The sequence below is a fragment of the Achromobacter arsenitoxydans SY8 genome, assembly GCF_000236785.1.
GTDB lineage: Bacteria > Pseudomonadota > Gammaproteobacteria > Burkholderiales > Burkholderiaceae_B > Achromobacter > Achromobacter arsenitoxydans.
On the sequence record NZ_AGUF01000034.1, the window covers coordinates 35608 to 51139 of the forward strand.

Consider the following 15532-nt stretch of genomic DNA (forward strand, 5'->3'; position numbering starts at 1 on the left):
ATTCGGGCGCTTTCTGTCCCGCATCAAGACGGCCGATTCCAAGGCGCAACCGTTAATCAGAATGAGCCCCGCGGTACAGATCTTCGGTGCCGCCAGGGAGAGCGGCCGGTTGGAACTCAATGAAGCTGTGGTTTGCTTCGTCGCTTGGCTGATTGTTTAAATCGAGAATGAATGTAATGCAATCCTACGCTCGGCCCGGCAGGCGTTCCGATGCCTCATCGTTGATTCAACGTTTGCTTGTCCCTCTGGCCCTTCTGCTGACTGGACTGCTATTCATCCCGCTTGGACCGCTAATGCCGCGCGACGGATTGGATCCCTCGTGGCGGTATGCGCTGAATATGGCGGTAGAGAACGGCTATGTGTTCGGGCGTGATTTGATATTTACGTTCGGGCCGCTCGGATCTGTTTATTCGACCGTGTACAGTCCATTTACCGACCACATGATGATGTGGGCCAGCGCGCTGTATGCCGCGGGCTTTGTGTTCGCGATTCATCTGAGCGCCCCGAGACAGCGCCAGTGGTGCGCGATCATGTTGCCGGTTCTAGTCAGCCTGTTCATCTTGCGCGATGCGTTCTTCCTGGTACTGCCTTTCTTTTTGCTGCTTGCGGCATTGCGAACGACGCGGTTTGCCCGAGACCCCTATCGTCTGAACCTCACGCCATCCGTGCTCGTGGGGCTGGCAGTGGCGACATTGGCCATGGGGATCGGCCCCATCGTCAAAGGTAGTTTCTCCGCAGTGGTGCTTCCTATAGGCGCACTGACGTTTATCGCGCTTGTGACAAGCAATGTGCGCTTGGCAGTTGCTTTCGCGGCGCTGCTGCTGGCGGGAACTGCAGGATCCTGGGCATTCTCCGGGCAAGCCCTGGCGGACTTGCCTGAATTTTTCATGGCTCAAGGTCCGGTTGTTTCCAGCTATACGGATGCGATGTCCCGTGAAGGCAGCTCCAGCGCCATCGTCTATTTCTTGCTGCTTGTGCTGCTTGTTTGCGGAGCATTTGCATTTGCGCTCAGGCGGGCTTTCGGTCGTGGAGCCGTGCTTGCGTGCTTGGCGCTGGCGCTCACAGCATTCATCAGTTTCAAGGCCGGATTCGTCCGTCAGGACGATCATGTCTTCATGGCGCTGGGCGTTTTGTTGCTTCTGGCGTACGGCGCTTCCTTATACGTAAAAAAGATCTCAGTAATTGCCGGACTATGGATCGCAATGACGCTGACTTGGTTCGCCGTCGGATCCAGCGTAGTCAATCTCGATGCGGAATTCTTCGCGGAAAAAGTCTTGGCCAACTGGGAGCGGACGTATAAGGGTATAAAGATTCGGACCTCCAAACCCGAAGCGTTAATTGAGCAATACGATTCAGCCGTCTCGAAGATTCGCGCTGCTCACCCGTTGCCTCCATTACGCGGCGCTGTTGACCTGTATCCCAATGAACTATCAGCCCTCTTCGCGAATGATCTAATCTGGTCCGGCAGGCCCATTCCGCAAAGTTACGCAGCCTACGACCCGATCCTCGATTCAAAGAACGTGGAGCATCTAAGGTCGTCCGCCGCACCCGATTCCGTACTGTTCTCCTTCGCCCCGATTGACGGGCGCCTTCCGGCGCAGGACGATTCGGGCAGTGTGCTCGAACTGCTTTCGACCTATTCGGTGTCCGCTTTGGAGCCGCCGTATGTGCTGCTCAAAAAGCGGGAAGGACCGCGCACGGCCAAACTGGACGCCGAAAACCGAATCGAAATGCGGCGAGGATTTGGCGAGTGGATCGACTTGAACCCCCGCCAGCCGGTTTGGTTGCAGGCGGAGATTAAGCCCACCTTTCTTGGAAAAGTAGTCAGTACACTCTTCCGATTGCCCCCAGTTGAGATAGAGATAACGCTTGGGAATGGCACATCGTTGAAGAAGAGGCTGATTCCGAAGATCGCGGAAGCGGGATTCATTGTTTCACCTTATCTGACCGAGCCTTCCGATTTTGTCAGCCTGGCTGCGGGGGCAGATCTTGGTAATAACGTGAAATCTGTTCGGATAACCACTAGTGGTGAAAGGCTGTGGCAAGACAACTTCTTGATCAAGCTTACGCCGATAAGCATCGTTCCTCAAAAATCTGCAAGGGCATTGCTTTTCGGGGCGCCGGAAGACCGGCCGCCATGGGCTGATTTGCCTCAAGCAGAATTGGGATCAGCGCAATGCATGATCGACAGCGTCAATGGCGCACCCTATCGGCCGGGCAGCGGGATTGCGAATCCTAATGGAGTATTGCAGCTTCAAGGATGGATGGCTCCTAACCGCCAAGATGATGAACTTGGCGCGCAACCGTGGGCTGTCGTCGAACTTCCGGATGGCTCGACCAATTACTACAAGGCAAAAGCGATGAAACGTCCCGATGTCGCTGCCGCTCTAAAGCGGCCGGCATTGTCGGAGGCTGGATTTACATTGACCTTGGATATGTCTGAATTCCGAGGCACGAAGAAGATCTCGCTGGTATCGGTTGTCGACGGGAAGGTATTTTCTTGCGCAGAGTTGGGTGGGCCGATCTTGGTTAATTAGAGTCCTGCATCATTTGAGGATGTTGCCGTTTTCTGAATACTCCTCAAGTCCGGATGTAAACCGATTAGAAGAAGCATCCAGTGCCGTACAGTGGAAATCTGGTTTGTTATGATTGCACGCAAAATTTCTGGGGAGTGCAATGGGGCAGTCTGTTCCTGATTCGAATGCGAGAGTTCAAGCTGGAAGCTTGAACTCTAATAGATTGTTCTTTCTGGATTTCATAAGAGTCATCTCGATTCTTATGATCATCTTGTACCACTTCAATATTCAGCTGCTGGAGCAATCCCCGGCTGCGAAGGTAATTCCCGGACTCGTCATATTTCATCAGGCAATCGGAGATCTCGGGGTCACGCTCTTCATAATGATTTCCGGTGTGGCATTGATGACGAGCTCTTCAAGCCGGTTCTCCGCGGTTGAGTTCTACAAGAAGCGAATTCTCGCAATTTTCCCATCGTATTGGCTGGCCTATGTTGTTGTTGGCTGCGTATTGTTCTTGCTGCGCGGAGCGTGGGTCGGGGATTCCCAGCATTGGAAGTTTCTTCTTACCCTTACCGGATTCGATGGCCTGACTTTCTATCGCGACCTGAATTATTATCTTATCGGCGAATGGTTCATCGGATTTATTATCGTTCTGTATTTGTTGTTTCCGGTGCTCCGTCGAGGCGTGCTGGAGCGTCCGATTCTGACTTGGGTTCTTGTAATTGCTCTGTTTTTGGTGTTGCGCCACTATTATTCCCAAATATTTGTCCTTGGTGAAAATCGCAATCCGCTGATAAGACTGCCCGAGTTTTTATTTGGACTGTGCTTTTTGCGTTATGTGTCCAGGTTCCACGGAATCGCGTTCTGGGTTTCGATTATTTGCTTGGCCGTGTTTGCATTCTGGTATCCGCCAATACCGATGCAGGTATACGGAATCGTGTTGGGCATCGCAGTGTTTTGCTTCCTGTCTTACGCTGCGGAACGGTCCAGCTTGCCCGCAGGCTTTATCAATGCGACCGAAACGGCAGCTAAGTACTCGTTCCTGGCCTTTCTCGTGCATCACCAGATCATCTACGTGCTGCTGCCGCGATTCAATGCGGCCACCCTGACAGCGGTTGAGGTCTACGTACTCTTTGGAATTGTGACTTTTTTGAGTTTCGTCGCGGCCAAGTTGCTTTATGGGCCCGTACTCAAGATAACCGAGGCGCTGCGCGCAATGCTGTACGTGAAGGAAAATTCCCCGGCTATTGATACGAGCACGCGGGTGCTATCAATCTTGGCCGCCGTTCTTGGGCTGGCTGTCGTTGCCAGTACGTTTTTCGGTGTGTTTCATTACTACTCGCCAGTGCCGTGGTGGGATGAATGGGATGGCTATATAGGGTTTTATCGCAATATCAATAGCGGTTGGCTCGGCGGATGGTGGGTCAATCATATGGAACACCGGATCGTTACGTCTCGGGTTCTGTTTTGGCTGGACATCTATGTGTTCGGCGGCCAGCACATATTTCTGTATATCGCTGAATTGGCATTGATCGCGGTAATGGCGATTGTGGTGTGGCGCCGGTATTACCAGGGCAGCACGAATAAGGCGCCTAATGGGTGGGTCATTGGCCTGACGCTGGCGCTTCTCTTCTCGTGGGTGCAAGAAGAAATTTTGCGCTGGGGCTTTGAAACGACGGTGCTCTCGGCGTATATGTTCGCCCTCTTGTCTGTGGCACAGTTTTCAAAGTTCGATGAGCCACGGGGCAAACCGCTCTTCCTGTCCTTGGTATTCGCGATACTGGCGGAATTCTCCATGGGCAACGGATTGATGACATTTCCGACGCTCTTTGCCCTGGCGGTTATCTGCCGTCGGCCGATCCGCGAAATGGTCTATATCGCAGCCACGTGGGCCGTAATGTGGGGGGTGTACTTCATAGATTATTCCGTTCCGCCTGCCGTCCACCCCGAGATGCCGGTGGTTATGCTTGCCATGGCGTTCGCGAAGTTTTTCTTTGTCTTCCTTGGCAATCCTGTAGGCGCGTTGACGAATAACGGCGTGGTGCTTTGCTTCATTATTGGCGCAGCGACCTTTGGGTTGGCGTCCTGGCTGGTCCTTCGTCTGTACAGATCTAACAGCATTACGGCGTATCGCGCTTTCCTGATCGGAGGGTACGGTTTTGTGGTGTTATCGGCGTTGGCGGCAATGGTTGGACGCGCGTACTATGGCCCGGAAGGCGCTTTAGTCAGCCGCTACACCACGGGGTCCCTGTTGGGCTGGCTCATGATTTCGTTGCTGGCTTTTGACGTAGCGCGCAGTCGGACTACACAGTTCCTGGCGGTCGCGGGCTCGATTGCGCTTGCGGCGGCAATTGCCCCATTTCAGGTGCACACCGCAGGCGACAACTCTCATTTGTACAAGCACAAGCTGGCTATTCTTGCGCACAAGATCGGGGCGGATCGCCCGAAATTGGATGCATTGCTCTTTCCTGCGGCAGCACATCGCCATTTTTCCGATTTGGCAACGTATGCCGAGAAGAACAATGTTGCCCTGTATGGAAAGGGTTGGCTCAAAGACGCAGGAGAGTTGACGTATGACCCGGCCAAGCGTAATGACGCCCTATGCTTGGGCGCCTTCGACTCCGTTGGAGCGGATGAGGTAGGTCCGGTATTGAAAGGCTGGGCAACGGAAAATCCGGTCAGATCGACGGAAATGCTCATCGTCATTGCTGACGAGTCCGGTCGAACGATTGGATACGGCGTGACCGGTGAGGCGCGTCCTGATGTGACAGGAGCGATTCGGGGAAATCCGAAGAACGCGGGCTGGACCGGTTTTACCACCCAACCCGCGCAGAATGCTTCAGCGTATGCCTATATTTCGGGTCAGTTCTGCAAGTTGCCTAGATCTTGAAGCTTCACCGAGTTGGGCCGAGGCGTTGCCTGGCACGTTCACCGTTGCCCTTTGGCTATTAACTCGACAGTCGTGCGAATGGTGCATGCAGGAAGGTTTGGGCCAACGTCCTGCAACACCGTGATGGTGTACCGTCCATCTGGCGGTATGGGTTGGATGAGTCGAGAGAACCCCAGGTCGTTTTCTTCAGGCAAGCCCATCGCAACCGTCACATCGGGGCGGGCCACGCGCATGGCCTCCACAACGATGGGCGTGTTCGTTCCGTCTTCCATGCGGACGAAGACCCTCCCTTCTGCACTGCGCCGTTGGGGATCGGCCGCCCAGCCAAGAACGGAAAGGACGGTGTTGCTACCGACGCGAACGGTTGTGACACCATCAATTGATCCAAGGCAACTGGCGGCCTCTGCCGGAAAGGCCGGTGGTTTACGTTCGGGAGTAGCCAGCAGACATCCTGAAATGCCGCTGATTTTCCAGTTTCTTTCCCGTGATAGCTTGAAAATTTCATCCTGATTGGCGTAATCGTTCGGGCACCACACTACACCCGAGAATCTGCCCGGATCCAGGAATTTGTCTGGCGCCGCAATCACCTGGTCCATGGGTTTGAACCAGGGGGGAACTGTGAATGACTTACGGCCTGCCATATAGGAAAAGCTGGAACTCCAGTCGTTCCCAAAGGCAATAAACTGACCCTCTGGGGGTATTTCCCGATGCAAGGACCTTCCCAAAGCCACTTCCCGGGTGCTGGCGGTAAATTCCTGCTGGAGGAAGGGAAGGTAGCGCACGGAGAACCCGTATAGATTCCAGCTCACTACGGCGAAAGTCAGTGCCAGGCATGCGGTCAGGCCGAATCGCTGAAGAACGACCGCGCCGAGCGCTGTCGCGACGCCAAATATCAGGAAAATTCCGAGCGCAGTTTGGTAATAACTGTGCATCCAATGCAGATTCGTGAAGATGTAGATCGGAGCCAATCCACATACAACGGATGCAAGGACTATTCGTTTAGCCTTCGCATTAGAGCGAAAGATAAACGGAGAAAGCAGAAGTCCGGCGGCCAGGTAAGAGCCGACATCGGGAAGCATCTGCTGCAACAGCACCTTTTGCAGAAGTTCCAGCGACAGGCGCTGATCAAGCGTCCCCCAGTTCCATTTGCTGACCTGGCTTGAGGTGAGCATGGCTCCCATGGCGTTCTGCAACTTGACATAATCTGTGTAGAAGACCCAGGCCGCGGCGACCATCACAGGCAGCACAAAATAGCCTGCGAAGACAGTCATCCTGCGCATGGTCGCCACCTTGCCTAGTGATCCGGCTTCGCGAAACTGGAGCACCGCATAGGTCAACGACATAAAAAACAGTATGGGCAGGCCTGTGGTCACCTTTTGAAGCAGCGCGAGGCAGGAAAACAGGACGAATAGTATTGATCTCGCCGCGGTTGGCCGGTCATATATTATGTCCAGGAAGTACATCACAGACATGACCGTAAACCAAAGCGCTGCTGTTTCGATCATGAATGCCCGTCCCCAGTACAGGTACATCGGGGATGAAAACAGCAGCGCGGCAAAGATCCAAAATACAGGCGTGGGCAATTGGAGGCGCCTGGTGATTGCACGCCCGGGCCAAAGGCAAAGCAACAGAAACCCGAAGCTGGTCAATCGTCCAATAAAATCGAGATTGCCGCCTGTCATCCGCGCGACTAGTGCGACGATCCCCTGATAAATTGGAAATTCAAAGGGGATAGACCAAGGCGCCCCGCCTACAGGGGTTTCGTAGGCGAGCTTGAATCCATCCTGTGCAAACCAGTACGCAGTAATAGCGGTTTGTGTCTGACGAAAAGAAAATAAATCAAGGGGCGGCTGTCCTGCGTATGTCACGGTGAGAGCCAACGAGCCCCCTATCACCGCCACTGCCAATGCGACCAGAAGTGCGTGCCCAATTCTGGAGAGTGTCCTAGCGCGCTGCATATCGTGCTTCCATCTGAAACTCTCGGGCTGATCCAGGATCAATGAGCCGAAGCGTATCGAGTTTCGAATTTGCCCTGAGTGGGCGTAGTGGTGGAATCCGCCCCTGTCGGGTGCGGGGCAGAGATTCAGCGAGCCGCGATATCGCCGCTAAATCCCTGCCGGCGGCCGTCAGCGGTTTATGCCTTCGGCGTACGTTGCAAGATGCGTGTAGCCGACATGTCGCGCCGCACTGGGAAGGAGCCGCTCCAGAGCGTGCAACATCGTTCCATCAATTGGGACCGGCTCCTTCGGATAATCGTCCCATCCGAGTTTCTGGTCGAATATCGGAGCCAGGGCTTGCGGACGGGCCCAGAACATGGTGCCGACAGGGAAGGGGAAGAATCCGTCAGAAAGCGGCTCCATGCCCATGTTTTTCGCGAGGGTTTCGGCGAATTCCCGGTTCTTGTCCCAGCCAATGAGATGGGGGTCGTCGGCGAAGACCAAGCCCAGCTTCTGGTCTTTCGAAAAGGCCGTAATGATGGCATCGGCTGACGGAAACTTTCCGCCAATCATGTTTTCCAGAAGGAACTCGATCCAATCGGGCACGAGATTGGACAGTGTGACGTGGGGGCTCTTCTTTGTATGAAAGTGCCCGATGACGTCGTAGGCGGCCAATTCTTCGGCAAATTCAGTGAAGAAAGGACCTATGTCCCGTCCGCGATTCGTGGTGATTCGCACGAGGCAGCGCTGCTCGTATGCCCGCGTGGCGAGAACGCTCGCCACTTCTTCGGCTGCCGCCGCATTGGGTACGCTGATCAGGTAATCACATTCGAGCTTGTTGAGCTCCATCCGGTCCAGTATCGACGCTAGCAAGTCGGGATAGTAGGCATGAATGTGGACGCCGATCCGCAGGTTCGCGGCAGGTTCGATGTCCGCATGCGCCAGCTCCAGAACGTCTTCCTGCCACGGCCCTTGCGGCCTGCCTGCTTGTTGCCAATGCAGGAGAGGATCGGGGTCGAATGCCGTCAGGCCGGCATGTTCGGCATAGCTGGCGGGATTGAAACCGGGGGCCGGCTTACGGATGTAGATCCGGCTCTGACTTTGTTTCAGATATGTCCGCAGAGCCTGTTCGGCGGGCTCAGGGGAACGTGGCGCGTGATAGAAAGCGGGGACGAAGGCGCTGTCGGCCAAGGCTACCTCGTCGGCTCTGCGCTGATACGTGGCCGTGGTGGCCCCAAGCGCAAGCGATTCCAGCTTCTGCACGTATCGCGGCAAGTCGAAAGTCTCGGACGCGATGAATTTGCAGGTCAGGGAAACCCTTTGATGCGTGTCCGGCGAGCCGCTCAAATCCAATATGGCTTGTGCCGCGGCCTGGACGTTGAGGTAGGGCAAGGCATAGTCCTTGAGCGCATCGTGGGCGGACAGGATTTCCGCAACGCCAGTACCACCTTCAAAGCAGATTAGCGGCGTGCCTGAGGTCATCGCGTCGATCGCCACGTTGGGCAAGGGATCCAGCCGCGCAGAAACAAAGAACAGGTCGGCCAACTGGTACAGCGCATCCAGATGCGGCGTTTCGTCCAAGATGATCAGACGATCCTTCAGGTCAGAGGTTTGGATCTGATCCTCCAGGAACGCGCGATATTGAACATGCTCGGGTACGTCATAGGTACGGCCTACCCAGACCATGAGGATCTTGCGCTCGGGCGCCATCCGTTTCAACTTCGCGGCAGCTGCGATGAAGAGGTCCACGCCTTTGCGGTATTCGATCGAGCCTGCGCCCAGGACGATAAATGGCTTTTCCTGGGCATTTCCGTCCGGCAGAACCTGCCTGATCAAGTCCTGGCGTTCGCGTTCAGTCTTTTGCTGCGAGGCTGGGCTTTCCTCTGCGTGGGGCATGGGAATCACGGATTTGCCCTGAGGCACGATGTGCGAACGACGGATGGCCGGCAGCGTGCGCTCCAGTACGGCATTGTTCTGCACGATTTTGGCCGGGAAAACCACTTCGCCCGCCCAACCCAGCGTATCGACGATTTCGTCCGGATAGCAGTGGAACTTACTGAATTCGTGGATCAACAGCACCGATGGTACGTACTGTTCCGCCAATGGGCGCAGCACCGAGCGGGACGCAATGCTGTTAACGATGGCGAACGCGAACTTGAATCGTTCGTTCAGGTCGGCGATGGTTCGGCCCATGGCCTTCGGCGTTCTGGCGGACTTGTCGTACGGGCCAGCGACCGCTGCGCAGTCGTTCAGGAAGGGCTCCATGATGTCGCCGTCACCCAGCAAAAGGGCAACCACGTTGTAGCGGCGGCTTAACTCCCTGCTGATGTTCCAACCCAGAATGGGGGCGCCCGTCCGCGTGGCATCGTGGCAGACCACCAGAACATAGTCCTGCCCGGCGCGCGTGGCGTCGAGATTTTCGTTGAGCTTCAGCGGAGGAGGAACTGGCAGGCGCTGTTCGGCCTTGCCGTGTTCGATATAGTGCCTGTAGGGATCCATACCCGATGCCGCGACGTCGGGATAGCTTTCTACGTAGAAGGCCTCGTCAAACTCCTCCCGGAACTCGTCCTCCGCGACCTGTTCGGCCGGCTCGCCGAGTAGTTCATCGAGTACTTCATCGAGTTGCTCGTCGACCGGCTCGTTAATTTGCTCGCTAACCGGTTCGTTGACCTGCTCGTCGACCCCGGCATCCGGCACCGTGGTGACCGCGCAGGCGTCCGTACCTTCGGCCAATTCAACGGCAGGGGGGGGCGTATGTCCCTCCTCAAGTTCTACGGTCGCCGGCGCTTCCAGCATGAGCGGTGCGCTGGATGCTACCTGCGTGGCTTCGGCCAATGGCCGGCGGTGTCGGGAAAATACCCGATTCTTGATTTTGCGAACGGCAGACGTGCCCATGCGCAGCGGCCGCATGAGACGCCAGGAACGAGAGCCCAGCATGGCCAGGATGCGAGCCTCCCGCTCTGCAACCACCTGGCGCGTTTCCCCGAGTGCTTGCTCGAGCCTCGCTTGTTCGAGGCGCAACGCATGGACTTCGATACTGTGGCCGTGCGCGGCTTGGGCAGCCTGTGCTTCCAATTCGGCATGCCGAGCCGCCTGGAGCTCAAAAGATTGAAGTCCCTGCTTGCGTTCTTCGGTCAGCGCGCTCTGTAGTTGATCCCGCTCCCTGGTCAACGCGTTGAGCGCTTGCCGCAGTTGATCCCGATCCAGGACGTGCGCTTTGAGCGCTTGATCCCGCTCCCTGGTTAGCGCGTTCAGCGCTTGATCCCGTTCTTGGGACAGCGCCTTCAGTGCTTGATCTCGTTCCTCAGTGAGCGCTTGCCGCAGTTGATCCCGGTCCAGGACGTGCGCATTGAGCGCTTGATCCCGTTCCTGGGACAGCGCATTCAATGCTTGATCCCGTTCCTGGGACAGCGCCTTCAGTGCTTGATCTCGTTCCTGCGACAGCGCATTCAGTACTTGATCTCGTTCCTGGATCAGCGCACCCAGTGCTTGATCCTGGGAGGCCAAAGCGTCTCTCAACGCGGTGATCTCAGTTTTCGAGGCCGACTCGGCCTGCAGGGTTTGCTGCGCCAGTTCCTCTGACTGAGCCAGCGCCGCATTCCAGACTCTGAAGAAATTACTTTGCCTCTGGCGCCGCTCGCCGCTCAGCGAGCGCGCGATTTGCTCCCAGTGGGCATCCAGCACGCTCTTGGCCTGTTGGGCGATCGCGCACGGCCTGCGGTGGGTCAGATGGGCGATGAAATTCTCGGGGATGGCTTCAGTGCCGCCCGGATGCAGGAAAACGTTCTTTGACGCTTCGATGACTTCGTATTTGGTCAGGCGGTAGCGGGAGTAGCGCAGGACGGGCAAGCCGTAGCATAGCGACGTGATCGTCAGGTGCAGGCTTATTGCCACCGTGCCGGCGCTGGCGGCGATAAGTGCCGCAATGTCCAGCGGAGCCGGCCAGAAATCCAGGGATTTCGCGGTGGGAACGGCATCGGTGATCAATGAGGGGTGCTCGCCCAATATAGGGCCAATCGACACCACCAGAATCTGCAGATGTTGAGTTTCGGGATTGGCCGCAAGCGTTTGCGCGATGTTGGCAAGCTCGGATTTGGCCTGCACGACGATGTACGGACCGGTAATGCCCGCCTGTTCGAGCAGAGGCGCGGCGCGTTTACGGGCGTCGTCAAGCGGCAACAGGCCGGGCAGTCCAAAAACCGTGTCCGGGATGATCGAACATTGTCCCGAATAGCCAACTTTGCGCAGTTCGGAGGCCGTGGGTTCATCTCTGACCGCCACGTATTCGCTCAGGGACAGTGCTGCCCTGAGCAAGGGGGCGCCCCAGGCAGGGGTATCCAGCGAGGCGCTCGGCCCATTCCAGTACACGGGGACCGCAGCATTGGCGGCCGCTAGCGCCGGCGTCAGCCAATAGCCGGTCGGATGATGCGTCTCACCATCGGACGGATAATAGCCCTTTGCCACATCCTTATCGAAACGGATCAGGTGTCCGCCTCCGATCAGCAAGCCCGAATGATTCGAGATTTCCGAATTGAGTCGGCTTAACGGCGTGACATCATAGGGCCAGCTGTTCGCGACTTTTTCCAGATAAGAATAACGGGTCAGATGCACAGAGCCGAGTCGTCGGCTGAGTTCGTGCTCCGCCATGATCGGGAACATCAAATCGCCATAGTTTTCAACGTCGAATGTGCCGGAAATTGCAATATGGTATGTGGATGGAGTGTTCATTTATAGTTGCTTGCCGGCCATGCCCGTCAATACGCATTCTTGATCAGCATGCGCGGAGAATACCGAAATGTCGGTGTAACGCGCCTGATGGTCGGGAATTGTAATTCGAAATTACATAAACAATATCGCCGTGCAAAGCGCGTCACGCCCGCAATTTGCAGGCGTGACGCAGATGCCGCGCGAGATTTACCGCCGACGAGCCAGCAAGGTGTCTTTCGCCGTGCGCAGGGGTTCTGTAACACGCCACGACAGCGAGGACCGGATTTCCTGAATTTCGCCTTCCCTTGCCCTGATTTCGCCTTCTCTTGCCCTGATTTCGCTATCCCGTATGCGCAGCGCTTGTGTTGTCTTGCGCAGGGTTTCCAGCATGGTGTCAGCACTGTGCCGCAGCGAGGCCTTTTCCAGGGTCAACGCGGCAAGCGCCGCATCGAAGCTTCGTTTCATGGCGTGTAGTCGTTGACGTTCCGATTCGGTTTCCGCATGCCTGTCTCCCGCCGCGGCACGCCAGATCTGGTGCAGCTCGGCTTCCTGCTGCCGTAGCGTGCGCTCGCGCTGCAGGTCCGTGGTGGCCGCCGCCAATTCCGCGCGTAGCCGTTGTTCCGTTTCGACCAAGGTGGAGGCGCGAGCGGCAGCTTCCATTCTTTGGTTCTGCGCTTGGCTGGCGAGCAGCATGCGGGTCCATGTCTGATAGGGGGGCGTGGAGCTAGGCGGCTTAGAAAGGGCTTCTTGTCCAAAGTGCGCCGCCAGGTTGTTCCAATGCACGTCAAGAATGCTTCGTGCGTTCCTGGCCGTGGCGCATAGGCTGAATTTGCCCAGCCGCTCGAGAAATGCTTCAGGAAGGGAGGCGTCGGGCTGGCCTGCCACCACTTCGTCAGGCGCGAATGGAGCATGGACGCATTGACAGCCTGCGGGCATTAAGGCGGGTATTCCATACGCAAGTCCTATCGTGACCAGGGATTCATCGACGGCAACGATGCCCGCGCTGTGGCCGATAAGCGCTGCGATTTCCTCGGGAGCCAAGGGCGCGGGATCCGCCGCCTGGAGGAGCGGCTCGAGGCGGGAGGCGGCTTCGGGCAGAGGCAGGCTGACCAGGGAGACGCCGCGCAGCGCCAGGGTTTTCGTCAGGCCAGGCAGTAACGCGCGCAGGCCGTCATGATCCTGTACGACGACATAATCGTCCGTGGCGCCTGCCGCCTGCAACCATGCCTGAACGGCGGGAGGGCGGGCGCCGCCGTCCATTTTTCCGGGCACCAGCCGGGGAATGTCGTAGAGCACGGACGGAACGATGGGCGCATCACCGATGAATCCGGCGCTACGCAATTCGTCGACCACATCGGCGTCACGCGCAGATACATAACGGCTTAGATCCAGCGCGAGTGTCAACATGGGGTGCGCCCAGGCGGGTGTATTGCGCAAGGCGGCGCTGTTCCAGCATACCGGGATACCACTGCCGGCTGCCGCCAATGCGGTGGCGAGCCAACTGTCGGCAGGGGCGCCGACGCCGATGCGGGAAGGCGCGTCCGGAGATTCGACCGGAGAGAAATTTAACGCTTCAAGATCGCCTACCAGCACGCCCGAGAGTGTGGGCAGGTCGCGTTCGAAGTCGTCGAGAGCCCGCACTTCGTACAGCCAGCTATCAGATGTGCGGGCGCTGCTGGCGTAGCGTATCAGCGATAGGTCTTTCAGCCTTTTCCGCAAATTTGCTTCGATGATGAGCGACGCAAGTGCGTCGCCACACGTCAAGGAGTCAAACGTACCGCAGAGGGCGAGTGTGGTCGGGCGCATGGGTTCACTTGTGGAACAGCCGACTTCATGACTGCCCGAAAGTTCGGATGGCGTCCTGCCTTTTCGAACGCCCAGCCGTTCGCCCGACTGATGTTAGTGGTGCGGAGGGCCGAAATACGCGTTAGTCACTTCGGTGGCCGATCCATCCATTTTGATCTTACCGTGCTCCAGCCAAATGACGCGGTTGCAGGTGTGACAAACTAGTTCTCGCGAATGGCTGGCGATCACCAGGATATTTGTGGAAGCGACCAAGTCGGTCAGGCGCTTTTCAGCACGCGCCTTGAAGCTCTCGTCACCCACCGAAAGCCATTCGTCCATGAGCAGGATTTCAGGCCGGATTACCGTGGAGACAGCAAACGCAAGCCGCAGGTGCATCCCGGCGGAGTACGTGCGGACCGGCATATCTATGAAATCACCCAGTTCAGAGAAATTGATGATTTCCTCCAGCTTGTCCTGGATCTGGGGGCGGGTCAGCCCCAGAAGCGCGCCGCGCAGATAGATATTCTCCCGGCCAGTGGCTTCTCCGTCGATGCCAAAGCCGATATCTATCAGCGAACCAATTTCACCCTTTATGCTGGCATGTCCGGATGAAGGCTCGTAAACCCCGCTTAGCAGGCGCAGTAGCGTGCTTTTTCCGGCGCCGTTATGACCCAGGAGACCGACCCGGTCGCCATCCTTGAAAGTCAGAGACAGATTATCGAGCGCACGCACGTTCAGCCGTCCGGCGGCGTCGGTGCCGATTTGGCCGCCCGTGGCGACCTGGAACAGGCGTTTTTTGAGCGAACGCGCGTTGGCGCTGTAAATGGGAAAGTCGACCGACACGTTGTCGAAAACGATGGAAGCCATAATTCGTGGTACCTAGCGTGTTATTACCTTACAACCAATATGCGATACGGCGCCGATAGCGCGCGAACAGCAGAATGGTTGCAATCCAGCCCACCACAGCAATGCCGCAGGACACCAGCCAATTCTCCATCGACGGCAGTTGCCCCAATAACGGGGCGCGAACGATTTCCAGAAAATGGAAGAATGGATTGAAGTCCAGCATGTACGTGCCCGCGCGTTGGGGCAACAGGCTGGGAAGCCACATGATCGGTGTCAGGTAGAAAATCACCTGCAAAAGGCTGGAAATGATCTGCGGAATATCGCGAAAACGCGTGCAGATGATGCCCAGAAAAATGCATAGCCACACCAGGTTCAGCAACACGATCAATAGACCAGGGATGGCGAGGAACATCGCCAGGCTGGGCGCCTTGCCGACGGAGAGCATCACCAGCGGAAGGATGACAATATTGTGGGCCAGGATGATCAGATTGCGCCAAAGCTGACGGAAGACATGTACGGACAGCGGAATGGGCAGTTGCTTGATCACCGCTTCGGCAGCGATGAAGCTGGAACAGCCTTCGGTGATAACGGCGGAGATGAAAGACCAGAGAATCAGGCCGGACGCCAGGAAGGGCAGGAATTCCTCCATCGGCGATTTGAATATTTGACCAAACACCAAGCCGATCGTGCCGATCATTACGCCCATGCTGATGGTGAGCCAGAAGGGACCCAGCGCAGAGCGGCGGTAGCGCTGTCGGACGTCCTGCCACCCGAGAGTGGCGATCAGAGTGGACCGGCGCAAAGCGGAAGACAGATCTATCAGTGCGCCTGATATTGAAGTATTAGCCATG

At 56.8% G+C, this 15532-nt stretch carries 7 protein-coding genes; 2 read left to right on the plus strand and 5 right to left on the minus strand.

What is annotated here, in order from left to right:
- Nucleotides 1-176: 176 nt before the first annotated feature.
- A complete protein-coding gene (locus KYC_RS08010; RefSeq protein WP_139026501.1) occupies nt 177-2537 on the plus strand; it encodes a hypothetical protein in 2361 nt (786 codons plus the stop codon).
- A gap of 139 nt (nt 2538-2676) precedes the next feature.
- Nucleotides 2677-5406 carry an acyltransferase family protein gene (locus tag KYC_RS08015; protein ID WP_081478004.1) on the plus strand — a complete coding sequence of 910 codons (2730 nt, stop codon included), beginning with the start codon at nt 2677-2679 and terminating at the stop codon, nt 5404-5406.
- A 38-nt stretch (nt 5407-5444) separates the two neighbouring features.
- Here the strand turns inward: KYC_RS08015 and KYC_RS08020 are convergent, their stop codons facing one another.
- The 5 genes from KYC_RS08020 to KYC_RS08040 all read right to left on the minus strand — a co-directional run bounded on the left by KYC_RS08020 (nt 5445) and on the right by KYC_RS08040 (nt 15531).
- On the minus strand, nt 5445-7286 hold the full coding sequence (locus KYC_RS08020) for an ArnT family glycosyltransferase (protein WP_139026502.1): 1842 nt from the start codon (nt 7284-7286) through the stop codon (nt 5445-5447).
- A 246-nt stretch (nt 7287-7532) separates the two neighbouring features.
- Nucleotides 7533-12071, minus strand: coding sequence for a rhamnan synthesis F family protein (locus tag KYC_RS28375; protein ID WP_008160783.1), 4539 nt, complete (start codon nt 12069-12071; stop codon nt 7533-7535).
- A 186-nt stretch (nt 12072-12257) separates the two neighbouring features.
- The gene (locus KYC_RS08030; RefSeq protein ID WP_008160784.1) at nt 12258-13856 is read right to left on the minus strand and encodes a hypothetical protein; all 1599 of its coding nucleotides are present in this window, start codon (nt 13854-13856) and stop codon (nt 12258-12260) included.
- A gap of 93 nt (nt 13857-13949) precedes the next feature.
- Nucleotides 13950-14702: an ABC transporter ATP-binding protein gene (locus tag KYC_RS08035; RefSeq protein WP_008160785.1), complete on the minus strand. Its 753-nt coding sequence runs from the start codon at nt 14700-14702 to the stop codon at nt 13950-13952.
- Nucleotides 14703-14730: 28 nt separating this feature from the next.
- Nucleotides 14731-15531, minus strand: a complete 801-nt coding sequence (locus KYC_RS08040; protein WP_043517879.1) for an ABC transporter permease — start codon at nt 15529-15531, stop codon at nt 14731-14733.
- Nucleotide 15532: the final 1 nt, after the last annotated feature.

Excerpts from the sequence above, each read along its gene's own strand:
- KYC_RS08010 (WP_139026501.1), top strand. The coding sequence starts at position 177 with ATGCAATCCTACGCTCGGCCCGGCAGGCGTTCCGATGCCTCATCGTTG.
- KYC_RS08015 (WP_081478004.1), top strand. The coding sequence starts at position 2,677 with ATGGGGCAGTCTGTTCCTGATTCGAATGCGAGAGTTCAAGCTGGAAGC.
- KYC_RS28375 (WP_008160783.1), bottom strand. The coding sequence starts at position 12,071 with ATGAACACTCCATCCACATACCATATTGCAATTTCCGGCACATTCGAC.
- KYC_RS08030 (WP_008160784.1), bottom strand. The coding sequence starts at position 13,856 with ATGCGCCCGACCACACTCGCCCTCTGCGGTACGTTTGACTCCTTGACG.
- KYC_RS08035 (WP_008160785.1), bottom strand. The coding sequence starts at position 14,702 with ATGGCTTCCATCGTTTTCGACAACGTGTCGGTCGACTTTCCCATTTAC.
- KYC_RS08040 (WP_043517879.1), bottom strand. The coding sequence starts at position 15,531 with ATGGCTAATACTTCAATATCAGGCGCACTGATAGATCTGTCTTCCGCT.